The organism is Undibacterium sp. GrIS 1.8 (assembly GCF_040544445.1).
In the GTDB taxonomy this organism is placed as follows: domain Bacteria; phylum Pseudomonadota; class Gammaproteobacteria; order Burkholderiales; family Burkholderiaceae_D; genus Undibacterium.
The window spans coordinates 1-25,582 of sequence record NZ_JBEONQ010000053.1 but is presented as its reverse complement, the minus strand read 5'-3'; the positions used below and the strand labels follow the sequence as shown (position 1 = coordinate 25,582).

The following is a 25,582-nucleotide window of genomic DNA, read 5'->3' as shown; positions in this document are numbered from 1 at the left end:
AACTTTCGACTGGCTGGTCAAAAGGCAGAATGCTATCGCATCTGACCCTTTGACTTTTTATTCAATGTTGCTCTTCGTACTTGAATCCGCCGTATTTTCTTAAAAAGAAGGGAGAGTATAGGCAATAAGTTAGATAATTCTCAAAGAATAATCGGTAGCCTTGATGTCTTTTGTCAGGCTGCCAATCGAAATCCGGTCAACACCGGTTTCAGCGATCGCCCTCACAGAACTTTTATCGACGCCACCAGATGCTTCCAACAATGCGCGTCCGGCATTCAGATTGACTGCATCACGCATCATGTCAGTCGTAAAGTTATCCAATAGAATCGACGTTGCTCCCGCTTTTAACGCGAGTTTGAGCTGATCTAGCGTTTCCACCTCGATTTGTATGCTGACATCCGCCTGCAAGGTGTGAGCAGCCTGCATTGCAGCCTCAATGCCGCCGGCTGCTGCGATGTGATTTTCTTTAATCAGAATCCCATCATACAAAGCCAGACGCTGATTCTGACCGCCACCAACACGCACTGCATATTTTTGAGCCAGGCGCAGTCCAGGCAAGGTTTTTCGGGTGTCCAAAATCGCTGCGGCTGTGCCTTCAATTATGCGCACATAGTCACGTGTTGCCGTAGCAACGCCAGATAGCAGCTGCAAAAAATTGAGTGCGCTGCGCTCGGCAGTCAGCAAAGCCCGGGCTGGCGCTGTGATCTTACAGACCAGACTATTCGGAAGCATCAACGCGCCCTCCTCTACCATCCACTCAATCTTAATCCTTGCATCTAGGCGCTCCATCACAGCATCAAACCACGGCGCACCGCACAAAACAGCTTCTTCGCGCACAATTACTTGGGCTTGCACTAACTGCTGGTCTGGCACCAGTAAGCCCGTCAGATCACCGGTACCGACGTCTTCCGCCAACGCTGTGCTGATATTGCGTTCAAAGGCTGCCATCAAGTCCGCATCGAATGGCTCGAACGGATTTTTAAGATTACTTATTGGATGAGTCATGCTGGACCTATACCCGAAAATAGTTTTTGCTCTTGAGCCAAATCAGCGCCAGGGCGCACATTCGCTTTTTTCGCCGCTGCAAAATCAAGCATACGATCGATACATAATTTGGCTTTTACACTCACGACAGGATCTACCAGAATTTCGTTATTCCCTTGCTCTAATACTTGCAATAAATTACGCAGACCGTTCATCGCCATCCAAGGACAGTGTGCGCAACTCTTACAGGTAGCACTATTACCCGCAGTCGGAGCGACGATGAATTTTTTTCCGGGGGCTGCCATCTGCATTTTATGCAAAATACCGTTATCCGTTGCCACGATAAACTCAGTAGCGTCCATGGTTTTCGCTGCATGGATCATTTGCGAGGTAGAACCAACCATATCCGCTAGTGCTACGACTGCAGCAGGTGACTCTGGATGGACTAAGACCTTGGCATCAGGATGCTCGGCCTTAAGTATATCCAGCTCAATACCTTTAAATTCGTCATGTACTAGACAAGAACCCTGCCACAGCAACATATCAGCGCCAGTTTGTTTTTGAATATAGGCGCCGAGATGTTTATCCGGCGCCCAAAGAATTTTTTTACCCTGTGCATGCAAATGCGCGACGATATCCAAGCCTATACTGGAAGTCACCATCCAATCCGCACGCGCCTTCACCGCGGCACTGGTATTGGCATACACCACGACAGTGCGATCAGGATGCGCATCACAAAACGCTGCAAACTCATCCGCAGGACAGCCAAGATCCAGCGAGCATGTTGCATCCAGATCAGGCATTAAGATCGTTTTTTCAGGGCTTAGTATTTTGGCTGTTTCGCCCATGAACTTAACGCCAGCGACAATCAAAGTTTTTGCTGAGTGATCGCGGCCAAAACGCGCCATCTCTAAAGAGTCAGAAACACAACCACCAGTTTCTTCAGCAAGGTCTTGCAAGTCAGCATCGACATAATAATGCGCTACCAAAACCGCTTCTTTCTCACGCAATAGCTGCTTGATGCGCGACTTCAATATTTCTTTTTCCGCCAAACTAGGAGCGTCGGGTATACGAGCCCAGGCAGCAGCCGTGCAACTCGTCCCCAAGTCCATCTGCGGGCGCTCAAATTCAATGACTTTGGTTGCTTCCATCTCTATTCTCATCAAGGTGAAAAACTCAGTCTAGCAGTTATAAAAAAACCCGTGCTTCTGAAACCAGAAGACGGGTCGTTTTATTACAGATTAATTTGGTGCCCGAGGCCGGAATTGAACCGGCACGCCCGCTATTAACGAAGCGGCGGATTTTAAGTCCGATGTGTCTACCAATTTCACCACTCGGGCACGCTACTCAAAAAGTAGCGCTAATGCGCTACTCATTAAAGCCAAACATACGTCAAACGACGCATTTATTCTGGAGGCGGGGAGCGGAATCGAACCGCTCTAAACGGCTTTGCAGGCCGCTGCATAACCTCTTTGCTACCCCGCCAAGGGTTGCTATTCTAATTCAAATAATTTTTACTTGCTGACGCCAGTGAAATTATTTACATTAAAACGCGGTTAATCTTACTAAAAATTTATTCAGCATATAACTGAATAAAAAAGGGAAGCCTTGCTTCCCTTCAAAATCTGGAGCGGGAGAAGAGTCTCGAACTCTCGACCTCAACCTTGGCAAGGTTGCGCTCTACCAACTGAGCTACTCCCGCATTTACAATCTACCGCAAGCAAGCACAAAAATCTGGAGCGGGAGAAGAGTCTCGAACTCTCGACCTCAACCTTGGCAAGGTTGCGCTCTACCAACTGAGCTACTCCCGCAAATTTTTATATCACTTCATCTTTAATGGAGCGGGAGAAGAGTCTCGAACTCTCGACCTCAACCTTGGCAAGGTTGCGCTCTACCAACTGAGCTACTCCCGCATCAAAGACAGGGGCACATTATATATCAGCCAATTTCACTGTCAAGACATTTTGTCCGTGGACTCTTTGATCAAAGGCCATGCGCGGCGCAAATAATAGAACATCGACCACACGGTTAAAACTGCAGCAATCAATAATAACCAGGCACCCCAATATGCCATATCAATCACGCCAAATAAATTATCGTAATAGAGCAACATCGGGATCGCGACCATTTGTGCAGTAGTTTTTATCTTACCTAATGAGCTCACTGCAACAGATTTTGATGCTCCGATCTGTGCCATCCATTCACGCAATGCAGAGATCGTAATTTCACGACCGATAATGACGAAGGCGATTACTGCGTTCACCCGATCTAATTGAACCAAAACTAAAAGAGCACCAGCGACCATTAGCTTATCTGCTACCGGGTCGAGGAAAGCACCAAAAGCGGAAGTTTGATTCCAGCGACGAGCTAAAAATCCATCGAACCAATCAGTCGCAGCGGCAACGATAAATACTAAGGTTGATGCTAAGCCTCGGTCAAATGAGCTGAGCCATGTATTAGGCAAATAAAAAACACCAACGACCAAAGGAATCAGTGCCACGCGCAACCAAGTAAGCAATATAGGAATGTTGAATGGCATCTGTAATTATCGAAAAGGTATATACCTGTGAATCATCATATTATTCGTAGTATTATATTTGGCTAACGCAATCGCTTGTAAATTTCTTCAGCTAACTGACGAGAAATACCCTCCACAGAAGCCAAATCATCAACACTCGCATCGGAAACACCTTTTAAGCCACCAAACCTCACCAGCAAGCGTTGACGGCGCTTAGGACCTATACCTTCTATTTCCTCTAACTGTGAGCTTTGTCTGGCCTTGGCTCGCTTTGCACGCATTCCAGTGATCGCAAAGCGATGCGCCTCATCCCGAATCTGTGCTATCAGCATCAAGGCAGCAGATTCTTTTCCCAACTCTTTTTGTGCTCTGCCATCGACAAATACCAGTGTCTCCAAACCGACCTTGCGTCCCTCCCCTTTGGCGACACCAACAATCAAACTAATATCGAGTGCAAGTTCAACGAAGACCTGACGCGCGATCTCAACTTGTCCCTTGCCTCCATCGATCAATACGACGTCAGGCATTACACCATCACCGTTCGCAACTTTTTCATAACGCCGGGTCAGCACTTGCCGCATAGCGGCGTAATCATCTCCAGGCGTGATATCGCTAATGTTATAACGGCGATATTCTCCATTTTGCATCGCATGATGATGAAATACGACGCAAGAAGCTTGCGTGGCTTCGCCTTGAGTATGGCTTATATCAAAACACTCTACGCGTAAGGTTTCAATGTCTTGGACTTCCAACTCCAAAACATTGACCAAGGCACGTGTCCGCGCTTGCTGCGAGCCTTGTTCGGATAACATACGCGCCAAAGCCAGTTGCGCGCCTTTGACCGCCATCTCAAGCCAAGCACGACGCTGTTCTTGGGGCTGAAACGAGAGATGGATACGATGTCCGCATTGCTCTGCCAGCGCCAGCATTAAATCGGGTGCGTCCAACACCATGTTCAAAACCAAGGTGGAAGGAATAAATTGATCGACATAATGCTGAGCCAAAAATGCTGAAAGGACTTCGGCCTCAATAGAATCTTCCGCTGCAAACTGCGCATCATCAACATGAGACGGGAAATAAGCACGGTCACCAAGATGACGTCCACCACGCACCATTGCTAGATTGACGCAAGCACGACCACCTTCAACGACCACTGCGATGATATCGATGTCAGCATCGCCGGTAGTTTCCATGCTTTGCTGATGTAATACTTTTGATAAAGCTGACATTTGATTTCTAACTAATGCCGCTTGTTCAAACTTAAGTTCTTGCGAGTACGCAAGCATTTTCTTTTCTAAGTCCTGCATTACTTCAGATTGCCGTCCACGCAAAAATTTGGACGCGTTTTCCACATCAACCAAATAGTCTCGGTTCGAGATAATGTCAACACAGGGAGCGCTGCAGTGATGAATCTGGTGTAACAAACAAGGACGTGTGCGGTTTGCAAAAACGCTATCTTCACAGCTACGCAGCAAAAATACTTTCTGAAGAATCTGCATCGATTCTTTGACCGCCCATCCAGATGGAAATGGTCCGAAATATTGGTGTTTTTTATCGACAGCACCGCGATAATAAGTCATGCGCGGAGAAGTTTGATTTGTGATTTTTAAATAGGGATAAGATTTATCGTCACGAAAAAGAATGTTATATCGCGGACGTAAAGCTTTGATCAGATTATTTTCTAAAATCAAAGCTTCAGCCTCGCTTCGCGTGACTGTAGTTTCAAGCCGCGCAATTTTCTCCACCATCATTGCAATGCGTGGACTACTTGCAGTTTTTTGAAAATAACTTGAAACACGCTTTTTTAAGTCACGAGCCTTACCGACATAGAGAACTTGATCTTGCGAATCAAAATAGCGATAAACGCCAGGTAAATTAGGTAGCTTAGCAACAGTATCAATAACAATGTCTCTAGCATTATCTACTGTTTTTTTTGATTGATCGTCAGACATCAGAGTCACTATTTTTCTCTACGATGACAAAAACAACTACGTAATCAGCTTCATCTGAAATGGATACACGTGCAGTAAGGCCGCGCGCTTTCATCCAGTCAGATAAATCGTTAATGGTCGATATGATAGGCTGGCCACTACTGAGGTTTAGTATTTGTACAGAAGACCAATTCATCGGCGCGGTTATTCCCAGTCCGATTGCTTTGGAAAATGCCTCTTTGGCCGCAAAACGTGTAGCTAAAAATCGCAAACCACGGACTTCTGCACTAGCTTTGCGTTGATGATATATCTTGAGTTCGTCGACACCGAGAATTTTTTCTGCAAAGCGGTCACCATGTCGTTTCACAGATGATTCTATGCGACTTGTTTGAACAATATCGGTACCAATTCCGTAGATCATTACTGATTCAATCAAAGCGCATGTGAACGAGCTTGACTCATAATCGCTTTCATATCACTCACCGCTTTTTTCCAACCAACAAAAATCGCTTGAGCAACAATAGCATGGCCTATATTGAGTTCAGAAATGTCAGGTATTGCCGCAATTGCCTGCACGTTCGTAAAATGCAAACCATGTCCCGCATTAACCTTCAATCCTCGCTTTATACCTTCCAAAGCTCCTTGTTTAATTCGGAGTAATTCTGCTGCTTGCTGTGTATTGTCATTCGCATCGGCATAGCGACCAGTGTGAAGCTCAATCACCGTTGCACCTGTCTCAGATGCCGCCTGAATTTGTTGTGCGTCGGCGTCAATAAATAAACTGACGCGAATACTTTCCGCTTGTAACTGACGTACCGCCGCCTGCACTTGAGAAAAATACTTAACCACATCTAAGCCACCCTCTGTAGTCACCTCTTCTCTGCGTTCCGGCACTAAACAAACATCTTGAGGTTTTATTTTGCAAGCAAAGGCGATCATCTCATTTGTTACTGCAGCCTCTAAGTTCATGCGCGTAATGAGTTGAGGACGAATACGTTCAACATCTGCATCTTTGATATGACGGCGATCCTCACGCATATGCAAAGTAATGCAATCAGCACCTGCCTCTTCCGCCATTAATGCAGCTTGCAAGGGATCAGGGTAATTGGTACCACGTGCATTGCGTAAGGTAGCGATATGGTCAATATTGATACCAAGTTCAATGGTTTGAGTTTGTTGATGTATGTTCATAGATTTTGCAAATCGATCAAAATTTGGCGAGTGTTGAGTGGCGTGCCATGCAAGTGATGAGCCAGTAAAAAGCGCATTAACATTTTACTTTGAGATTGGGTTATAGGATCTTGATATTCTCCGGCATGCATATCAATCAGAGTTTTACCGTTGACGCGGGGAGTCGTGTCTGATGGGCGCGCTGGACGCGCACCAAGCTCAGGATCAATTATATAAAACTCTTGATTCAGCACAGTCGCTTTCGTCATGTAACAACGAGTCAAGTCGCCTATAAAGCCTGACTCTCGTAGCAACGCATGCTCAAATTTTCTCAAAACAATTAGAGCAGGCTCCTGATGTGCCAACTGATTTATGGTAGAAACGTAATGATCAAAAAGTGATGGGCATGGCTCATCGCGCATCAAAAATTTAACCAATAATTCATTTAGATAAAATCCACACAGTAGTGCCGATTTTTCTAACGGCAGCATGCCGCCCACCCATTCTGCGGCGCTAAGCGTTTTAATATCTGATTTACCGCTCCACGACATAGTTAAAGGCTGGAAGGTTTGCAATATATTGCGCAACTGAGAATGTGGTCGTTTGGCACCCTTAGCTACTAACGCTAATCGCCCGTAATCACGAGTAAATACATCAATGATTAAGCTAGTTTCTTTGTAGGGATATGAATGTAATACAAAGCCAGGCTGACCTACGATGCGCACATCTTTGGTCATTGGTTTAGTACGCGGTGCTTTGGAGATTACAGATGATTTTCGAGGAAATTTTGTGGCAGGTTTTACCGTTATGGATAACTCAGCAGAAGCATTAGCCACAAGTTCTGTGATTGACATAGCATCTGTATTCAGATCTATTACCTGCACACTCATGATGTCGCTATTCGTATCCGTACGCGCGCAAACCAGCTTCGTTATCGGCCCAGCCAGATTTCACTTTAACCCAAATTTCTAAATAGACAGGTCCACCAAATAGCTTCTCCATATCTTGACGTGATTGAGTAGAAATATCTTTTAATCTAGCGCCTTTATTTCCAATCACCATGGATTTATGAGTATTTCTGTCCACAAGAATCGCAACGAATACCCGACGCAAATTACCTTCTTGTTCGAACTTCTCGATCAAAACTGTGCTTGTATAAGGTAACTCATCACCTACAAAGCGAAATAACTTCTCTCTGACGATCTCAGTTGCTAAAAACTTTTCGCTACGATCAGTAATGTCGTCCTCGCCAAAAACAGGAGGATTCAATGGAAGATATTTCTTTATTTCACCCTCAAGATTTTCCAGTTGAAATCTCAAAGTAGCCGACACAGGCACCACTGCAGCAAAAGGATACAAAGCCATAATTTTTTGTGCAAACGGCATCATGATTGCTTTATCTTTGACTCGATCCGACTTATTGATCACTAAAATACAAGGAACATCTTTTGGTAACAAATCAATTACTTGTTGATCGGCGGCGCCAAAAGTACCTGCCTCTATAATAAATAAAATGACATCCGAGGCTGTCAAAGTAGTCGTGACAGTTCTGTTCAAAGTCTTATTTAAGGGATTCGAGTGACGGGTCTGAAAACCAGGAGTATCAACGTACACATATTGAGTGTTGTCTTTTGTCTGAATTCCTGTGATTCTGTGACGCGTCGTCTGTGCCTTACGTGAAGTTATACTGACTTTAGCGCCAATCAAGGCGTTCATCAATGTAGATTTCCCTACATTAGGACGGCCAACAATGGCTATATAGCCGCAGCGAAAGTCTGCGTTATTAATGATATCGGTCATGCGGTCTTAGGTTGAGATTGATGCGTTAGAACGTCAGTTTTTGCAGCGGGCTGATTACTAGGTATGTCTAACAAAGATTTCTGTGTCGAACCGTTAGATTTATTATCATCAGCCGATGCGTTGGCTTGTGCATCTGATTGTATCGTCGCTATTCCAGCTAGTTTAAGTTGTGACGTCCGGGGTTTCTTTTTGCGAGACGCTGGAGTTTTAGCAAGTAAATTTAAAGCCGTTTCCAGAGCCAGCTTTGCTGCTGCTTGCTCACCGGCACGGCGACTACCGCCAGCGCCAAATACTTGTATCTCTAATTTTGGAACCAGGCACTCAATTTCGAATTCCTGATTATGAGCAGCACCATGTGTAGCAACAACGTTATATTGAGGCAAGGCTATTTTTTTACTCTGCAAAAATTCTTGCAGCAATGTTTTAGCATCTTTGCCTAAAGTAGTTGGGTCTATTGTAACTAGGACTGGTGAGTATAGAGACTTAATCACTTCACGTGCGGCATCAAATCCCGCATCTAAAAAAATTGCCCCAAACAAGGCCTCTAGGGTATCCGCCAAAATAGATGGCCTGCGGAAGCCGCCAGATTTCAACTCCCCCTCGCCCAGGCGTAAAAACTGAGACAACTCAATTCTTTGTGCTATCTCATACAAAGATTGCTGTTTTACTAAATTTGCCCTAACTCGAGATAAATCACCCTCATCAATATTGGCGAAGCTATCGAATAAAAGCGAAGCAACAACACAATTTAAAATAGAGTCACCTAAAAATTCCAAGCGCTCATTATGCAAAACACTGTGGCTACGGTGCGTTAAAGCTTGCTGCAATAAAGCTGCATTCTTGAATTGATGCCCCAATCTCTTTTGCAATAATTGTTCATTCATACGAGATCTGCTTATTCCTGCTTTTTGGTGACCGCACCATTTTTTGCTGTGGTACCTTCATACTCAAGCAATAAGCTTGCAGGACCAACTAAGGGGATTTTTTTTGTATACGCAAAGCTCACATCCATACCATCACCATTTTTCACAATGGAAAGATCTTTACCAGCAATCGCATCAAAATAACCTATCTCGGCTTGTTTATCGAACGCCGTCTGTATTTCGCGCACCGTAGTTCCGGACTGCTTAGCCGTCAGTATCGCTTTTTTTATTGACATAAACTCTATAACTGTTGGCGAAATTTTTATCCCCAACATCGCAACCAGGCCAATAATTACAAGCATAAATATTAAACCTATGAAGGTAATACCTAGCTGTCGACCAAAGTGCTGATTTTTAATATTTTGCATAAGTATTCAACTCCAAACGTTATTGAAAACTACCGATTCTTTTTGGATGACTAAAGTTCATCCAAATTACAAACGCTTTACCAACAATATTTTGATCTGGAACAAAGCCCCAATAACGACTATCAGCACTATTGTCTCGATTATCACCCATCATAAAATATTGATTTTCAGGTACTGTGCAGGCAAAACCAAAACTATCATATGAGCATGACTCACGTTTTGGAAATTGATCAGGATTATCTACAAAAACTGGTTTCTGATCATCATTCAAAATACTATGTTGTACGCCAGTCAAATTCTCACTAAATTGCTTTGAATACATAAGTGTATCGTCTAAAAAATCCGGCATAGCCTCATAAGATAATGCTTTACCGTTAACTGATAAACGCTTGTTTTTATACACTATTCTATCGCCAGGGACACCGACCACACGTTTAATATAGTTCAGGCTAGTATCTTTTGGATATTTAAACACCATAATATCCCCGCGTTTAGGATCATTAATATTTAATATTTTCTTATCAAGGATAGGTAAACGAATCCCATAAGTATATTTATTAACCAAAATCAAATCACCAACAAATAAGGTCGGCAACATTGATCCTGAAGGTATCTTGAACGGCTCGTACAAAAAAGAGCGTAAAAAGAATACCAGTGCAATCACAGGAAAAAAACTACCTGAGTATTCAACCCAAGTGGGTTGCTTTAGCATGGTCGACTCTAATTCTAAGCGCCCACCCTCTTGCAGACGACTCCCATCTGCAGTCAATTTTGCATTACGAGCATCAAAACTGGCCAAAGCTTGGTCTGCCTTCAATCGTCGTTGCTTAGACCACACAAACATGTCAAGAAACCAGATAACACCAGTTGCTATCATCAGAACAAAAAGGATTAATGCAAAGTTACCTAAAATTGATTGAAAACTCATTTATCTTCCACTTGTAAAATTGCCAAAAATGCTTCTTGTGGAATTTCCACAGAGCCAACTTGTTTCATTCGCTTTTTACCCGCTTTTTGCTTTTCTAATAATTTCCGCTTACGACTGATATCGCCACCATAACATTTTGCCAAAACATTTTTACGTAAGGCTTTAACGTTTTCACGGGAAATAATGTTGGCGCCAATGGCGGCCTGAATAGCTACGTCAAACATTTGTCGCGGGATAAGTTCACGCATTTTGGCTGCGACAGCGCGACCACGATATTGACTATTCGCTCTATGAACAATAATCGCTAGCGCATCAACTTTTTCGCTATTAATCAACATATCTACTTTGACGACGTCAGCCGCACGGTACTCTTTAAACTCATAATCCATAGACGCATAGCCACGGGATGTTGACTTCAGTCTATCAAAGAAGTCCAACACTATCTCCGCCATGGGCATTTCATAGGTCAACTTGACTTGCCTGCCATGATAGTTCATGTCAAGTTGCACTCCACGTTTTGACGTGCACAGAGTAATTACTGCACCAACATACTCTTGCGGCATGTAGAGATTTACAGTGACGATAGGTTCACGTATCTCTTCAGTTCTTGAGGGCTCAGGCATTTTTGATGGATTATCGACCATCAAAATACTTCCATCTGCCATCACGACCTCATAAATAACGGTCGGGGCGGTAGTGATCAAGTCCATGTCGAACTCGCGCTCCAAACGCTCTTGCACAATCTCCATGTGCAACAAACCTAAGAATCCGCAACGAAAGCCAAATCCAAGCGCCTGCGAAACTTCTGGCTCATACATTAAGGCTGAATCATTGAGCTTTAACTTCTCCAAAGAGTCACGCAATGCATCGTATTGATTTGCCTCAACTGGAAATAAACCCGCAAACACTTGCGGCTGTACTTCTTTAAAGCCTGGCAGAGGCTCTTTGGCTGCTTTACCTACAATAGTAATTGTGTCGCCAACCTTGGCTGATTTAAGCTCTTTAATACCAGCGATAATAAAACCAACTTGTCCAGCGGATAATTCTGGGCGGGACAAAGATTTCGGCGTAAAAACTCCGACACTTTCGACCAAATGTTGCGCTTCTGTTGCCATGAACAGAATTTTGTCTTTTGGCCGTAAAGTACCATTAACTATACGCACCAACATTACGACACCAACATAGTTGTCAAACCATGAATCGACAATCAAGGCTTGCAAAGGAGCATCTGGGTCACCCTTTGGTGGAGGGACTTTGATAATCAAAGATTCCAAAACAGCTTGTACACCCAAACCTGTTTTTGCTGAGCAGTGAACCGCGTCACTGGCATCAATTCCTATAACCTCTTCAATTTCATTGATTGCATTGTCTGGGTCTGCTGACGGTAAATCTATTTTATTCAAGACCGGCACAACCTCTACACCTAATTCGATCGCGGTGTAGCAATTTGCTACGGTTTGAGCCTCCACGCCTTGCGATGCATCTACGACTAATAGAGCTCCCTCACAAGCGGACAAAGAACGGCTTACTTCATAACTAAAATCCACGTGACCGGGAGTATCAATCAGATTTAAATTGTATATTTTTCCATCAAGCGACTTATAGTGTAACGCTGCTGTTTGAGCCTTGATGGTAATACCACGCTCACGTTCTATATCCATAGAATCAAGAACTTGAGCTTCCATTTCGCGGTCAGATAAGCCACCACATAGCTGGATAATTCGATCAGCAAGCGTTGATTTGCCGTGGTCAATATGGGCAATAATTGAAAAATTGCGGATGTTATTCATTAGGGAAAGGAAAGGCCTATTAAAAAAAAGGCGCTCTGAGCCGGGCAATGATCCCCAGGCGAGCGCCTCAATTTTGGGTTATGCAAAACAACATTTTACCGGATTTCGCTAGGGAAAGCCCAAAAATCATGTTCTGACATGGAAGCACAACTAATATTGGGCTAAATCATTTACATTCAACGCATGTGTATTCGCCTTTAGCTAACTCACTGAGAATCGTTAAGCGGTAACAGTCCTAAGAAGTTATCGTTTTTATTTTGTGGCAAATCCCATTTCTTATCGTAATCAATTTTTGCAAGGTATAAACCGTCAGGCATAAAAGTTGGTGCAGACAAACTACGATCACGACTAATTAATAAATGTTCAATCCAATCGGGCTCTTTTTTACCAATACCGACAAAAAGTAAGGAGCCAATAATATTGCGCACCATGTGATGTAAAAACGCACTTGCGCGCAAGGTAAAGATAAGCAAATCACCTTGCTGGCGTATTTGCACGTCATACATATGCTTTATTGGTGATTTAGCCTGACATGCGGCAGCACGGAAGACCGTAAAATCATGTTCGCCAAGCAGATAAGAAGTTGCCTCGCGCATCTTACTCACATCGAGTGAACGAAATACCCAGCCAGCTCGCTGCGCCCAAAGTGGGGAACGCACAGGATTATTGTAAAGAACGTAATGGTAAGTCCTTGCGTAAGCACTAAACCGAGCATGAAAATTATCTTGGGCATCGGGGTCATCAAATGGCACTTCATTTGCCCAAAGAACCGCAATTGAATCTGGCAAAAATGCATTCACCCCATTCATCCAAGAATACATACTTCGATCTAACTCGGTATCAAAGTGAATTACTTGCTCAAGAGCATGAACACCTGCGTCAGTACGCCCAGCGCAAGTTGTTTTGACAGCCGACTTAGCAAAAGCAGAGAGTGCCTTCTCCAACTGGTCCTGCACAGTCTGACCGGATGGCTGAGTTTGCCATCCATGCCAACGACTGCCATCATATTGCACACCTAGAACAAGACGTTTCAATTCCAACTCACAAATTCAATTATTTAAACAAGAACTGGATTAACAAAAAAATCCATATTAATTGCGGAACAACGGGTACATTATTTTTTAGTGTTAATAATTTTAATATACTCCCTATCTTTTTTAAGAAAACCCTCGGCTTATCCAAATATATTGAGGACCAATAAATATACTCATACAGAGTATATTTAAAAATTAATAACAAAGAATAAACACTCAACTGAAGAAAACTTACGCAGGCGTCTTTATTCAGTCACCGCAAAAAACAAACGGGCGCAAACTAAAAGTCGCGCCCGTGGAAAATTACAGCGTTAGATCAAGATAAATGAGTCAGCATTTCCTGAGCTTTAGCTACTTGGTCAGATGTACCGCCTTTGATTACTTCATCAAGTAGCTCACGTGCGCCTTCTTTATCTCCTATTTCATGATAGGCAACCGCAAGATCAAGCTTAGTAGCCATTTCTGCATTGTAAGATGGCGTATCTTCGATGACTGGCTCGTGCATATCTGCCTTTTCAGCGTCATTTCCGAGATCTAAATCAATTCCAGACAAATCAAATTCAAATGCAGCTGGGGAAGTACTAGCGTGCGGAGCTTCTTCAACCGGACTATCTTGCAAAGGAATTTCTTTAGGAAAATCAATAGCATGATCTTCTGAAATTGCGGGTACTGAGTCGAAAGAGATAATATTATCGTGTCCAGCATGATCAAGATCTAGAGCCAAATGATCAATATCGCTGTGAACACCTTGCTTGTCATTCAAGCCAACTACTTTTGATGTTTCAGACGCAACTTCCGTCGGCAAATCATCAGCGCCGAGATCAAAATCAATTGAGGCAAAATCGACAGGTTCTTGATCTACAGGAGAATCATGTTTGATTTTCCCCTCATTACTATCTGAGCTAACTGGCAATTTTGGTGCATCAAACTCATGTTTTGGCTCTGATCCCGGCACATCTAAATCAAAATCCAAAGAACCTAAATTGTCTTTGGTATCAACCATATTAAAGCTCATGCTTGTTTGATCTAAAACCGGGGCAACGGGCTCTTCATCAAGACCTGCAGCCGTATCTATAATGCTGATCGATTCAAGCATATCATGAGACAAAGAATTCGCTAGTAAGGCATCTGGATCTAAATCTTCTAACGGTTGGGTTCCAGAACCAAGACCTGCTGCCATGGAATCGGCAGGAGCCTTGCCCCCTGCATATAACGGATTTTGAGGATCCAAAGCAATTCCCATTGATGCAGCTTGCGCCCAATCATCACCCTCACCACTTGTCATGCCATATAACTCACTAGCCAAGCGTTCAAACGATTTGGCATCTTTACGAGTAAAGTAAATCTCCAGCAACTTAACTCTGACCGCATGCCTGTCAGGCTGAGTGCGCAAAGCTTCTTTTAAAATCTCTTCTGCTTGGGAATCACGTCCGTAGGCAATGTACACATCTGCCTCTGCAACAGGATCGACTTCATTAGCATCCAACTGGCTAGCTGATGGCGCAAAATTTGAATTGAAAACGCTGTTGTTAGTATCAACGCTTTGTCCACCAGTAGAGCCAAACATCGAGTTGGCCTTCATACTAGAGCCAGTCAGTATGCTGTCCTCAAATTGCTGAAGTTTTTTCTTGCGTCGGCTAGAGTAAATACCAAAACCACCAAGTAAAGCTAGCAAGACACCTGCACCAGGAAGTAAAAAGCCACTATCCATTAAACTATCGAAAAATCCCGGCTCTGGCGGTGGTGGTGGCGGCAAAACCTTGCGCTTCGGCACCACTGCGGTTGACGCACTGGTTGATGAGGCTGAAGTCGCAACAACAGGAGCTGGTTTAGTATCTGGACTGGTGGTTACCGGTGCACTAACAGCGACAGGACTGACCGATGCTGACGCTGATGCAGCCAGCTTTGTCGCTGCAGCCTGCTTGTCACTCAAGTCTTTATCTTTTACTTGAAGTATTTTCTGCAAACCTTCAACATTTTTTTCCAATTCTTTGACGCGAGCGTTTGCGTCTGCAATTGCTTTATCTTTAGCAACTTTATCTTCTTCAGTAAATACTTTACCGGTAGCTGATTTTACAGATGCTGCCGGAGCCGCTTTAGACAATTTCAACTTATCTAAAGCTTCGCTTGTAGCAGTAGGAACTTCTTTTACTTTAGCAGTAATTACACCATTTGCTGTTTGCTTGGAAGCCGCGACCTTCTCTGCGGGAGCCTTCTCTACTTGCCTAGCCAATTTATTTCTATAAGCACTGAAATCGGCCGCATGTGCCATAACAACGGAGTGCGCTTCAACAGCAGAGCTGGACCGAATTGCGTCAGCATCAGGAACCGATAAAATTTGTCCCGCCTTAAGGCGATTCATATTATTACCAGCGAATGCCTGTGGGTTGGCTTTATATAAACTAACCAGCATCTGATCAAGCGATACGCCGTCACCTTTGTATGCGCCCGCTATTTTGCTTAAAGTGTCCCCTGCTTTGACTTGATAGTCACCAGATGACTTTACTGGAACACTCGATTCATTTTTTGGTGCTGCGACTCTTTTCTCCCGGACAGCAGGAGTAGTTGTCGAATTCGTATTTGGTTTATTCTGCGTATATGTTTGATTTGTGTTGGATTGGGTAACTCCTGCAACACTCACAGGATTTGCGACTTGGGCTGATTGACTGTTTCTTAGTTCGGCAGGATCAAGTAAGAATGTGTATTCACGCAATAATTTACCATTGCTGGAATTTAGCTCCAACAACATGTCAACAAACGGCTCGTTCATTGCTTGATTTGAGGAAACGCGAATTACGTACCCTGAACCACGTTGCTCAACACTAAAGCGCAAGGACAACAATGCAGGATTTAAATCAATACTGGCTTGGCGAAACGCGTCGGAAGAGGCCAACTTCGGCACTAGCGAACCAATTTCATCTTTGTTTGGCGATGTTAATTCAATCTCAGCACGTAGTGGCTGCCCTAGCGAGGACAACACAGTCAGCTTACCCAGACCGGTGGCATGTGCGCTGGATAACATGAACAAAGTTGAGGCTACCGCTGTACCCAGCACTTTGCGTCCGAGGGAAATCACCGGTGAGCGTTTATGGTTATGCATTTTATAGGACATATTTGGGAAATTTGACAAATCCAGTTAGCGATAGCAATCGTATTAAATTACGGATGAATGCATCATATTGTCTCAAGATAACATTACAAACTTAGCGCTGCAAGCTTAACTCGATTTACTACTATGGTAAATACATTAAGAAGCCAAACCATTTCCAATTTGGATAAATCGTTGTTGCAGTTTGACAATCAAGTCATAAAAGCACTAAATATGAGGACAAAAACAAAAAGGAATGAGAAATCATTCCTTTTTTAACAACGACAATGAAAACTGTTGAGTTAATCGGTAATCAAAATACGTAGCATGCGGCGCAAAGGTTCTGCCGCACCCCACAATAATTGATCGCCGACTGTAAACGCCGATAAATACTCACCGCCCATTTGCATTTTGCGCAAACGCCCGACCGGAATTGTCAGACTACCAGTAACGGCGGCAGGTGTTAAATCACGCATAGAAGCAACACGCTCATTAGGGACAACTTTAACCCACTGATTATTTTGGGCAATGATGTCGTAGATTTCATCCAGCGGTACATCTTTCTTCAACTTGATTGTCAAGGCTTGCGAATGACAACGCATTGCACCAACACGAATACATAGACCATCAACTGGAATTGGCGCCGAACCAAAAGCTGCCCCCTTACCCAAAATCTTGTTAGTTTCTGCGCCTGCTTTCCACTCTTCTTTAGAAACGCCATTCCCCAGATCCTTATCAATCCAAGGAATCAAATTACCAGCTAACGGAACGCCAAATTGCTTCGTTTCATCATCAGTAAAAGAGTGCTGTTTAGCGAGAACTTTTCGGTCAATTTCTAAAATTGCTGCTGCGGGATTATCTAGCAACGCCTTTACTTCAGCGTTAATGCTGCCAAACTGAGTCAATAGCTCACGCATGTGCTGCGCACCGCCACCAGAGGCCGCCTGATAAGTCATTGAGGACATCCAATCGACCAAATCATACTGAAACAGGCCACCCAGGCCCATCAACATACAAGACACGGTGCAGTTACCGCCAATGTAGTTTTTGACTCCTCGGCCCAATGCAGACTTAATCACGTCCAGATTGACTGGATCCAGTACGATCACAGCATCGTCCTCCATGCGTAAGCTAGAGGCGGCATCAATCCAATAACCATTCCAGCCAGCTGCACGCAACTTAGGGAAAACTTCCGTCGTATACTCGCCACCCTGGCAGGTAATAATAATGTCGCACTTCTTCAATGCATCAATATCATTTGCGTCTTTTAATGTCTTTTCATTCTTTGCCATTACAGGAGCCGTGCCACCTGTGTTGGAAGTTGAAAAAAACACTGGTTCGATATGAGCGAAATCGCCCTCTTCTTGCATACGCTGCATTAAAACCGAACCTACCATTCCACGCCAACCTACCAGACCAACTAGTTTCATCATCTTTCCCTAAAATTTGCAGGCAACGCCTGCTGATTGACACATCTACTGCAATTATTCCAATGCTTTAACTACTGCATTACCCATCTCGACCGTTCCGACTTTCGTCGTTCCTGGCTCATAAATATCTGGAGTTCTCAGACCTTGAGATAAGACATTCTTAACCGCACTCTCAATACGATCCGCCTGATCGGCTTTGCCAAATGAGAAACGTAACATCATCGCAGCAGACAAAATAGTCGCTAAAGGGTTGGCAACACCTTTGCCCGCGATATCAGGTGCAGAGCCATGCGATGGCTCATACAAGCCTTTGTTATTTGCATCCAACGATGCGGAAGGCAACATCCCGATTGAACCAGTCAACATTGCCGCTGCATCGGACAAAATATCGCCAAACATGTTGCCTGTAACGATCACATCAAATTTTTTCGGTGCGCGTACTAATTGCATTGCCGCGTTATCGACATACATATGATCTAGCGCAACGTCTGGATATTCTTTATGAACATCCGTGACGATGTCTTTCCAGAACTGGAACGTCTCAAGCACATTTGCCTTATCCACGCTGGTCAAACGTTTTGAACGCTTTTGCGCGGCTTGAAAAGCGACATGAGCAATGCGACGGATTTCACCCTCAGCGTAGCGCATCGTATCGAAACCTTCGCGCTGGCCTTTGAAAGGGCCATCTGGACATTCCCGCACACCACGAGGCTGTCCAAAGTAAATGTCGCCAGTCAATTCCCGGATAATCAGAATATCCAAACCCGAAACTATTTCAGGCTTTAAAGTAGAAGCTCCCGCTAATTCAGGATACAAAATTGCCGGACGCAGGTTTGCAAACAGACCAAGATTTTTACGCAAACCAAGAATTGCCTGCTCAGGACGCAAAGCGCGATCTAAAGTATCGTATTTCCAGTCACCTACTGCGCCAAACAACACCGCATCAGCTTCCAATGCCAGTTTGAGTGTAGCGTCTGGCAACGGATGCCCGCTTGCCTCAAAGCCGGCGCCACCGACTGGTGCAGTTTCCATTTCAAATGATTCGCCCAACACATTTAAAACTCTGACTGCTTGCTCGACTATCTCAGGACCGATGCCATCACCTGGCAAAATTGCTATTTTCATGTTCTATTCATTTCAATAAATCGTCGCATTAAGATTCGATTAGATCGTATTCGCTAACCAAGGCTGCATCGCGATATGGCGCTCTTCAAATGCGCGAATTTTGTCCGCCTGGCGCAAAGTCAATCCGATGTCGTCAAGCCCGTTCAACAAACAATATTTGCGGAAAGTATCGACTTCAAATGGATAGCTGACAATGCCATTAGACGTTGTCACAACCTGCTTCTCAAGATCAACGATCAACCGAAAGCCAGGAAAAGCTTTAACTTCATTAAATAACTGATCAACTTGCTGCTCACTCAAAACGATTGGAAGCAAACCATTTTTAAAGCAGTTATTAAAGAAAATATCGGCAAAACTTGGCGCTATCACTGCACGAAAACCGTATTGATCTAAGGCCCACGGTGCATGCTCACGCGAAGAACCGCAACCAAAATTTTTGCGCGTCAACAAAATCGATGCGCCTTGATAGCGTGCTTGATTCAATACAAAATCTGGATTGAGCGGACGCTTACTATTGTCCATACCAGGCTCACCATGATCCAGATAACGCCATTCGTCAAACAGATTAGGGCCAAAACCACTACGCTGAATTGACTTCAAAAACTGCTTTGGAATAATGGCATCAGTATCGACATTCGCTCTGTCCATCGGCGCGACAAGACCATCAAGCACGGTAAATTTTTCCATAATTATTTTCTGCCAGCATCCTCAACAACTTCACCTGCTTTTTTTACATCTTTACCGATACCTTGGACGGTATTGCAAGCGGCTAAAACGACTACGCAAATGGCGAGAGTGAATAATTTTTTCATGTACGTTCCTCAGAAATAAAATTAGCGCAAAGCGCGGACATCAACAAAATGACCTGCAATACCGGCGGCAGCCGCCATTGCAGGAGAGACCAAATGGGTACGACCACCCTGCCCCTGGCGACCTTCAAAATTACGATTCGATGTCGAGGCACAACGTTCACCTGGCTCTAAACGATCAGCGTTCATCGCAAGACACATAGAGCATCCAGGCTCACGCCACTCAAAACCAGCATCACGAAAAATCTTATCCAGGCCTTCTCGTTCTGCCTGATCCTTGACTAGACCAGAGCCCGGAACAACCATCGCCAACTTCACATTGGATGCACGGAATTTTCCACGCACTACAGCGGCAGCGGCACGTAAATCTTCAATGCGAGAGTTAGTGCAAGAGCCAATAAATACTTTGTCGATACGAATATCTTCAATCGCGGTGTTTGGCTTCAAGGCCATGTAAATCAGCGCTTTTTCCATCGCATCGCGTTTTACAGCGTCTTTTTCCTGATCTGGATCTGGTACGCGACCATCTACAGCGACAACCATTTCTGGCGAAGTTCCCCAAGTGACTTGTGGCTTGATCTCTGCCGCATTTAAGGTAACAACCATGTCAAACTTTGCACCAGCATCGGTATGCAAGGTACGCCAGTATTCAACAGCACTATCCCAATGCGGTCCTGCCGGTGAAAACGGGCGACCTTTGACATAATCAATCGTGGTTTGATCAACGGCAATCATGCCAGCGCGGGCGCCAGCTTCAATCGCCATATTACAGACGGTCATGCGACCTTCCATCGACAAACTACGGATTGTTGAGCCAGCAAACTCAATCGCATAACCTGTACCGCCGGCCGTACCAATTTTGCCAATGATGGCGAGGACAATATCTTTTGCGGTCACGCCAGCCGGCATCGCACCATCGACTTGCACCAGCATGGCTTTGGATTTTTTAGCAATGAGTGTTTGTGTGGCCAACACGTGCTCAACTTCTGAGGTGCCAATGCCGTGTGCCAGGCAAGCAAATGCGCCGTGGGTCGATGTATGAGAATCACCACAAACCACCGTCATACCTGGCAAAGTCGCACCTTGCTCTGGACCGATCACATGCACGATCCCTTGACGCTTGTCATTCATACCAAAATACGTCAAGCCGTATTGCTTTGCGTTGGCATCCAGCGTTTCTACTTGCAGGCGAGAAGTCGGGTCATCAATACCATTGACGCGGTTAGTGGTTGGCACGTTGTGATCAGCGACTACCAGATTCGCGGATAAGCGCCAAGGCTGACGTCCAGCGATTTTTAATCCCTCAAAAGCTTGCGGGCTGGTGACTTCGTGAAGTAAATGGCGGTCAATATACAAAATTGCGGTGCCATCATCGTCCTCATTGACGATATGGGATTCCCAAAGTTTGTCGTAAAGCGTTTTAAGCATGATGTTGGAACCTGATATGAGATACGTGAGCCTGCAACGCGCGTAAGAAGCCGGATAATCCTTTTGGGATTAGCGCAAATCAAAGGAGCAGGGAAATACGAAGTTTCGTGCGGTCTGGCCAGATCAACGACACAACAATTGACAGGAAACCGGTGCAATATGCACTACTCAGGTGATTTGCAGTCGACTCAGGTGAAATCGGAGAGACTCTTATGCAAAATTTGCCTTAGATTATGCCACAATTGTGTAACGCAGAACCATACTGCGCATCAATTTAAGGCATACGTTTTTCCATAGAAAAATAGAAAATATTGAATTAAAGCCAAACTTTCACCGGGTAATTGGAGAAAAATAAAGAAATTTCCATTTTTTATTCTGTTGACCCAATTCGTGAAAAACTACCGGCACCACCACAAAACATCTACAGAATATTTGCAATACTCCTACCCAGTAAAATTAACTGTCCAGAGATTATCTGGTCAATAACAATCATTAGTGGCTATACTCCCCATAAAACTGCATAGTCGCATCAAATCACCTAATAGCAATATTTATGATTGCCTAACATCACCGCATTGTGCACGATGTCTTAAAGCATGATCCATCAATACCAGCGCAAGCATCGCCTCAGCAATCGGTGTGGCACGGATACCAACACAGGGATCATGCCGTCCAAAAGTTTCCACCATAACTGGGTTGCCGTCCTTATCAATCGAACGACGTGGTGTACGAATAGACGATGTGGGCTTAATCGCAATCGAAACCGTAATATCTTGCCCGGTTGAGATTCCTCCTAAAACACCACCAGCGTTATTACCGACAAACCCCTCAGGCGTCAGTTCGTCGCCATGCTCGGAACCACGCTGGGCAACGCACTTAAAACCAGCACCAATTTCTACGCCCTTAACGGCATTAATCCCCATCATAGCGTAAGCGATTTCTGCGTCCAATTTATCGTAAATTGGCTCTCCCAAACCAACCGGGACGCCGCTCGCTACCACATCAATCCGCGCACCGATCGAATCACCGTCTTTACGTAGGGCGTCCATGTAATCCTCTAGCTGTGTAATTAAAGCCGGATTATTGTTGGGCGCAAAGAAGGGGTTATCAGACACATGCGCCCACGATTCAAACGGGATCACGATATCGCCCAACTGGCTCATTCCACCTTTGAAGGTCGTACCATACTGTTGAAAAAGCCACTTTTTGGCAATAGCTGCGGCACCAACCACTGGCGCGGTCAAGCGTGCAGAAGAACGACCGCCACCGCGTGGATCGCGGATGCCGTATTTATTCCAGTAGGTAAAGTCGGCGTGTCCGGGGCGAAAAGTCTCGGTAATGTTGCCGTAATCCTTGCTGCGCTGGTCTTGGTTGCGGATCAATAGACCAATCGGTGTACCTGTCGTTTTACCTTGATACACACCAGACAAAATTTCTACCGTATCTGGCTCCTGCCGTTGCGTGACATGGCGCGATGTGCCCGGTTTGCGACGATCTAATTCAGGCTGTATATCCAGCTCTGACAACTCAAGCCCCGGAGGGCAACCATCAATTACACAACCGATTGCAGGGCCATGTGACTCACCAAAAGTCGTCACTGTGAACAGTGTTCCAAATGTATTACCAGACATAATATTTGCAGTATTTGTTTCGAAATTGCCTTGATTTTAACAGCGATAACGGCTTAAGAGTCTCCTTCAGGTATAGCATTCTCTAGGAAAAGTACGTAAATCTCGACACAAAATTTGGTTTTATGAATTTTGTCCACATAAGTCGAGAAATATTTGTACTTCTTGTTTTATACTGACTCAATACAACAAATCCGACTTGGCTGTTTGATCATTTAATGCGATAGTTCACGTAAAGTTACAATCGAAGAAAGTAATACACGTAGCAATATATAAATCCTTTCTTGGAGTCGCACCTCAGATGAATGCAATGATCCACTCTTCCGAAGATGATCTGGTTTTTCTGGATGAACCAGAGGCTAGTGATGCTTCGGCAGTGAGCAAGCTTCACCCAACATGGCGCATTATGATCATCGATGATGATCCTGATGTCCATTCAGCGACGACATTTGCGCTCGGCAGCCTGGAGATTCAGCACCGACCGCTTAGCTTCTTGCACGCATACTCTGCCGCAGAGGCGCGTGACATTCTCCAGAGCGAAACTGATATAGCGATTATTTTGCTCGACGTCGTAATGGAACAAGAAGACGCCGGTCTGCAACTCGTTAGTCATATCAGAAAAACCTTAGGCTTATCCGATGTGCGGATTATCTTACGCACCGGACAACCTGGTTACGCACCTGAGATTGATGCGATCCGCGACTATGACATCAATGATTACAAAACCAAATCAGAACTGACACGCACCAAGCTATACACTGCCGTTACATCAGCAATTCGTTCCTATGAACAAATCTGTGCCATCAGTTCCAGCCGCCGAGGATTAGAACTCATCATTAATGCCAGTACGGAGTTAATGGCGCTGCAGGGCTTACAAAATTTCGCGCTTGGGGTTTTAACGCAAATATCTGGTTTGCTAGGTGGACATCCTGAGGGCTTTGTTTGCGCTCAACAGGGTGGCAATCCTGAAAATGAATTACTAGTTATTGCAACAACCTTTTCTTTTAACGAGTGGATTGATCGCCCCTTAGGTGACGTCGCCCAAGAAAGTGTGCATGCCATTGTGCAGCGATCTATGCAAGGACGTAGCAATCTGTATGAACCTGAATCGACCACACTTTATTTTAGTAATGTCGCGGATCGAGATCTGACTGTCTACCTGAATAAAGGCCTTGATCTTAATGACATGGATAAACGGTTGCTGGAAGTGTTCTGCAGCAACGTCTCCGTTGGCCTAGATAATGTCATGCTGACCTCGCGCTTGCACAGCTATGCGTTTTACGATCCTCTGACTGGCTTAGCCAATCGCTTAAAGTTACTGCAAACGTTAAATGAAACCTTGCAATCGCCACTCAAAAAACAAAGTGCATTGTCCTTAATTGACATTGACCATTTTGCAGAAACCAATGATGCGCTTGGTCACCAGTTTGGCGACATGTTGCTATGCGCTGTCGCGCAACGGCTGACAAAACATTTTGGCAACGATTGTCAGCTAGCACGCGTAGGCAGCGATACTTTTGCGCTACTAGGTGATGAAGAAATGGTCTGCCCTGGTGCGATTTTGGCGCTCTTCCACCCTCCTGTTCAAGTTGATCGCCAAGATGTACAGTTGTCAGCAACAATTGGTTTAGTCGCCCTTGGCGATTACGATGGCGACGGATCAGAGGCACTAAAAGATACTAATATTGCGTTAAAACGTGCCAAATCACATCAACGCGGTGGGTTTGTCTATTTCACCAGAGATATGGGAGTAGAAATCCGCGAACGTGTTCGTCTGATGCATGCTTTACGTTCTGCGTTTGAGAGCGAAAAACTATTCTTGGTATTCCAACCGCAAGTCGATATGCGTAATGGTCGGGTAGTTGGCGCGGAAGCTCTGCTACGCTGGAAGACGGATGAGGGCAAATTTATCCCTCCCGATCAATTTATTCCGATTGCCGAATATTCTGGCTTGATCGTTGATATTGGTGAATGGGTTATGCGTACGGCGTGCCACGAACTCGTCCATCTGCGCAGTCTAGGTTACGAAGATTTCCAAATGGCGATTAACGTATCTCAAGCACAGTTTTCTCACCCGCTGTTTATGCAGTCCTTGCACAATGCATTGGCTGATACCAAAGCACCGCCAGAAAGAATAGAACTAGAAATCACCGAATCCATGGCGATGAAAGACCCTGAACTGCTGATCAAAACGCTGTATCAAATCAAACAGTTAGGCATAAAAGTATCGATTGACGATTTCGGTACGGGATTCTCATCTTTAAGTCACTTACAAAAACTTGATGTAGATAAACTGAAGATCGATCGCGCCTTCGTCAACGAAATACAAGAAAATTCTGGTGATGGCAGTATCGCCAAGATGGTCGTCCAATTAGGACAAAGTCTGGAGCTTTCTATCATTGCCGAGGGTGTAGAAAGCGAAATGCAAGCGCAAACCTTAATGTCGTTTGGCTGTCATTTGGCGCAGGGTTATTACTATGCCAAACCTATGACCAAGCAGGATTTACATCCTTGGTTAGAAAATCAAAAGCAATTGAGCTTCTTGCAAAATACCCAAACCAGTAAAGTCGAGCATGGGTGTGGCCACTGTTGCGATTGGTTTTCTTGTTTGAAGCGGCACATGTGACA

The 25,582-nt window shown here is 44.6% G+C and carries 21 protein-coding genes and 5 tRNA genes; 1 reads left to right on the top strand and 25 read right to left on the bottom strand.

Features of this window, described 5'->3' with window-relative positions:
* Nucleotides 1–129: 129 nt before the first annotated feature.
* The 25 genes from nadC to aroC form a co-directional block, all read right to left on the bottom strand.
* Nucleotides 130–1,005: a carboxylating nicotinate-nucleotide diphosphorylase gene (nadC, locus tag AAKU64_RS19080; RefSeq protein WP_354362690.1), complete on the bottom strand. Its 876-nt coding sequence runs from the start codon at nt 1,003–1,005 to the stop codon at nt 130–132.
* The gene (nadA, locus tag AAKU64_RS19075; RefSeq protein ID WP_503012575.1) at nt 1,002–2,135 is read right to left on the bottom strand and encodes a quinolinate synthase NadA; all 1,134 of its coding nucleotides are present in this window, start codon (nt 2,133–2,135) and stop codon (nt 1,002–1,004) included. The genes nadC and nadA overlap by 4 nt, the downstream gene beginning before the upstream one ends.
* 96 nt (nt 2,136–2,231) lie before the next feature.
* Nucleotides 2,232–2,324, bottom strand: a tRNA-Leu gene (locus tag AAKU64_RS19070).
* A 71-nt stretch (nt 2,325–2,395) separates the two neighbouring features.
* Nucleotides 2,396–2,469 (bottom strand) — tRNA-Cys (locus AAKU64_RS19065).
* Between the two features lie 141 nt (nt 2,470–2,610).
* Nucleotides 2,611–2,686, bottom strand: a tRNA-Gly gene (locus tag AAKU64_RS19060).
* Between the two features lie 33 nt (nt 2,687–2,719).
* A tRNA-Gly gene (locus AAKU64_RS19055) sits at nt 2,720–2,795 on the bottom strand.
* A 26-nt stretch (nt 2,796–2,821) separates the two neighbouring features.
* Nucleotides 2,822–2,897: transfer RNA gene (locus AAKU64_RS19050), tRNA-Gly, on the bottom strand.
* Nucleotides 2,898–2,938: 41 nt separating this feature from the next.
* Nucleotides 2,939–3,523 carry a CDP-diacylglycerol--glycerol-3-phosphate 3-phosphatidyltransferase gene (pgsA, locus tag AAKU64_RS19045; protein WP_354329792.1) on the bottom strand — a complete coding sequence of 195 codons (585 nt, stop codon included), beginning with the start codon at nt 3,521–3,523 and terminating at the stop codon, nt 2,939–2,941.
* 62 nt (nt 3,524–3,585) lie between these two features.
* Nucleotides 3,586–5,454, bottom strand: coding sequence for an excinuclease ABC subunit UvrC (gene uvrC, locus AAKU64_RS19040; protein ID WP_354362689.1), 1,869 nt, complete (start codon nt 5,452–5,454; stop codon nt 3,586–3,588).
* Complete coding sequence (gene acpS, locus AAKU64_RS19035) at nt 5,447–5,854, bottom strand: holo-ACP synthase (RefSeq protein ID WP_354329926.1); 408 nt, start codon at nt 5,852–5,854, stop codon at nt 5,447–5,449. Before acpS ends, uvrC begins: the two co-directional genes overlap by 8 nt.
* Nucleotides 5,855–5,865: 11 nt before the next feature.
* A complete protein-coding gene (pdxJ, locus tag AAKU64_RS19030) occupies nt 5,866–6,624 on the bottom strand; it encodes a pyridoxine 5'-phosphate synthase (RefSeq protein ID WP_354329789.1) in 759 nt (252 codons plus the stop codon).
* Complete coding sequence (gene recO, locus AAKU64_RS19025) at nt 6,621–7,457, bottom strand: DNA repair protein RecO (protein WP_354329787.1); 837 nt, start codon at nt 7,455–7,457, stop codon at nt 6,621–6,623. Before recO ends, pdxJ begins: the two co-directional genes overlap by 4 nt.
* A 43-nt stretch (nt 7,458–7,500) precedes the next feature.
* Complete coding sequence (gene era, locus AAKU64_RS19020; protein ID WP_354329785.1) at nt 7,501–8,403, bottom strand: GTPase Era; 903 nt, start codon at nt 8,401–8,403, stop codon at nt 7,501–7,503.
* The gene (gene rnc / locus AAKU64_RS19015) at nt 8,400–9,287 is read right to left on the bottom strand and encodes a ribonuclease III (RefSeq protein WP_354329783.1); all 888 of its coding nucleotides are present in this window, start codon (nt 9,285–9,287) and stop codon (nt 8,400–8,402) included. Before rnc ends, era begins: the two co-directional genes overlap by 4 nt.
* Before the next feature lie 11 nt (nt 9,288–9,298).
* A complete protein-coding gene (locus tag AAKU64_RS19010; protein ID WP_354329781.1) occupies nt 9,299–9,694 on the bottom strand; it encodes a DUF4845 domain-containing protein in 396 nt (131 codons plus the stop codon).
* A gap of 19 nt (nt 9,695–9,713) precedes the next feature.
* Nucleotides 9,714–10,622 (bottom strand): signal peptidase I, encoded by a 909-nt coding sequence (gene lepB, locus AAKU64_RS19005; protein WP_354362688.1) that lies wholly within the window; start codon nt 10,620–10,622, stop codon nt 9,714–9,716.
* Complete coding sequence (gene lepA / locus AAKU64_RS19000) at nt 10,619–12,412, bottom strand: translation elongation factor 4 (protein ID WP_354362687.1); 1,794 nt, start codon at nt 12,410–12,412, stop codon at nt 10,619–10,621. Before lepA ends, lepB begins: the two co-directional genes overlap by 4 nt.
* A 206-nt stretch (nt 12,413–12,618) precedes the next feature.
* Nucleotides 12,619–13,446: a tRNA pseudouridine(38-40) synthase TruA gene (truA, locus tag AAKU64_RS18995; RefSeq protein WP_354362686.1), complete on the bottom strand. Its 828-nt coding sequence runs from the start codon at nt 13,444–13,446 to the stop codon at nt 12,619–12,621.
* 316 nt (nt 13,447–13,762) lie between these two features.
* On the bottom strand, nt 13,763–16,546 hold the full coding sequence (locus AAKU64_RS18990) for a motility hub landmark protein FimV (RefSeq protein WP_354362685.1): 2,784 nt from the start codon (nt 16,544–16,546) through the stop codon (nt 13,763–13,765).
* 290 nt (nt 16,547–16,836) lie between these two features.
* Nucleotides 16,837–17,964 carry an aspartate-semialdehyde dehydrogenase gene (gene asd, locus AAKU64_RS18985; protein WP_354329771.1) on the bottom strand — a complete coding sequence of 376 codons (1,128 nt, stop codon included), beginning with the start codon at nt 17,962–17,964 and terminating at the stop codon, nt 16,837–16,839.
* A gap of 54 nt (nt 17,965–18,018) precedes the next feature.
* The gene (leuB, locus tag AAKU64_RS18980; protein WP_354329769.1) at nt 18,019–19,089 is read right to left on the bottom strand and encodes a 3-isopropylmalate dehydrogenase; all 1,071 of its coding nucleotides are present in this window, start codon (nt 19,087–19,089) and stop codon (nt 18,019–18,021) included.
* Between the two features lie 39 nt (nt 19,090–19,128).
* A complete protein-coding gene (leuD, locus tag AAKU64_RS18975) occupies nt 19,129–19,776 on the bottom strand; it encodes a 3-isopropylmalate dehydratase small subunit (protein WP_323492386.1) in 648 nt (215 codons plus the stop codon).
* 2 nt (nt 19,777–19,778) lie between these two features.
* Nucleotides 19,779–19,901, bottom strand: coding sequence for an entericidin A/B family lipoprotein (locus tag AAKU64_RS18970; RefSeq protein WP_322118570.1), 123 nt, complete (start codon nt 19,899–19,901; stop codon nt 19,779–19,781).
* Nucleotides 19,902–19,922: 21 nt separating this feature from the next.
* Nucleotides 19,923–21,326, bottom strand: a complete 1,404-nt coding sequence (leuC, locus tag AAKU64_RS18965; RefSeq protein ID WP_354329767.1) for a 3-isopropylmalate dehydratase large subunit — start codon at nt 21,324–21,326, stop codon at nt 19,923–19,925.
* 551 nt (nt 21,327–21,877) lie between these two features.
* Nucleotides 21,878–22,957: a chorismate synthase gene (gene aroC / locus AAKU64_RS18960; RefSeq protein WP_354329765.1), complete on the bottom strand. Its 1,080-nt coding sequence runs from the start codon at nt 22,955–22,957 to the stop codon at nt 21,878–21,880.
* A 307-nt stretch (nt 22,958–23,264) separates the two neighbouring features.
* On the opposite strand from aroC, the gene AAKU64_RS18955 reads away from it, so the two are divergent.
* Nucleotides 23,265–25,580 (top strand): bifunctional diguanylate cyclase/phosphodiesterase, encoded by a 2,316-nt coding sequence (locus AAKU64_RS18955; RefSeq protein ID WP_354362684.1) that lies wholly within the window; start codon nt 23,265–23,267, stop codon nt 25,578–25,580.
* The last annotated feature ends 2 nt before the right edge of the window (nt 25,581–25,582 follow it).

Excerpts from the sequence above, each read along its gene's own strand:
- nadC (WP_354362690.1), bottom strand. The coding sequence starts at position 1,005 with ATGACTCATCCAATAAGTAATCTTAAAAATCCGTTCGAGCCATTCGAT.
- nadA (WP_503012575.1), bottom strand. The coding sequence starts at position 2,135 with ATGGAAGCAACCAAAGTCATTGAATTTGAGCGCCCGCAGATGGACTTG.
- pgsA (WP_354329792.1), bottom strand. The coding sequence starts at position 3,523 with ATGCCATTCAACATTCCTATATTGCTTACTTGGTTGCGCGTGGCACTG.
- uvrC (WP_354362689.1), bottom strand. The coding sequence starts at position 5,454 with ATGTCTGACGATCAATCAAAAAAAACAGTAGATAATGCTAGAGACATT.
- acpS (WP_354329926.1), bottom strand. The coding sequence starts at position 5,854 with ATGATCTACGGAATTGGTACCGATATTGTTCAAACAAGTCGCATAGAA.
- pdxJ (WP_354329789.1), bottom strand. The coding sequence starts at position 6,624 with ATGAACATACATCAACAAACTCAAACCATTGAACTTGGTATCAATATT.
- recO (WP_354329787.1), bottom strand. The coding sequence starts at position 7,457 with ATGTCAATCACAGAACTTGTGGCTAATGCTTCTGCTGAGTTATCCATA.
- era (WP_354329785.1), bottom strand. The coding sequence starts at position 8,403 with ATGACCGATATCATTAATAACGCAGACTTTCGCTGCGGCTATATAGCC.
- rnc (WP_354329783.1), bottom strand. The coding sequence starts at position 9,287 with ATGAATGAACAATTATTGCAAAAGAGATTGGGGCATCAATTCAAGAAT.
- AAKU64_RS19010 (WP_354329781.1), bottom strand. The coding sequence starts at position 9,694 with ATGCAAAATATTAAAAATCAGCACTTTGGTCGACAGCTAGGTATTACC.
- lepB (WP_354362688.1), bottom strand. The coding sequence starts at position 10,622 with ATGAGTTTTCAATCAATTTTAGGTAACTTTGCATTAATCCTTTTTGTT.
- lepA (WP_354362687.1), bottom strand. The coding sequence starts at position 12,412 with ATGAATAACATCCGCAATTTTTCAATTATTGCCCATATTGACCACGGC.
- AAKU64_RS18990 (WP_354362685.1), bottom strand. The coding sequence starts at position 16,546 with ATGCATAACCATAAACGCTCACCGGTGATTTCCCTCGGACGCAAAGTG.
- asd (WP_354329771.1), bottom strand. The coding sequence starts at position 17,964 with ATGAAACTAGTTGGTCTGGTAGGTTGGCGTGGAATGGTAGGTTCGGTT.
- leuB (WP_354329769.1), bottom strand. The coding sequence starts at position 19,089 with ATGAAAATAGCAATTTTGCCAGGTGATGGCATCGGTCCTGAGATAGTC.
- leuD (WP_323492386.1), bottom strand. The coding sequence starts at position 19,776 with ATGGAAAAATTTACCGTGCTTGATGGTCTTGTCGCGCCGATGGACAGA.
- AAKU64_RS18970 (WP_322118570.1), bottom strand. The coding sequence starts at position 19,901 with ATGAAAAAATTATTCACTCTCGCCATTTGCGTAGTCGTTTTAGCCGCT.
- leuC (WP_354329767.1), bottom strand. The coding sequence starts at position 21,326 with ATGCTTAAAACGCTTTACGACAAACTTTGGGAATCCCATATCGTCAAT.
- aroC (WP_354329765.1), bottom strand. The coding sequence starts at position 22,957 with ATGTCTGGTAATACATTTGGAACACTGTTCACAGTGACGACTTTTGGT.
- AAKU64_RS18955 (WP_354362684.1), top strand. The coding sequence starts at position 23,265 with ATGATCCACTCTTCCGAAGATGATCTGGTTTTTCTGGATGAACCAGAG.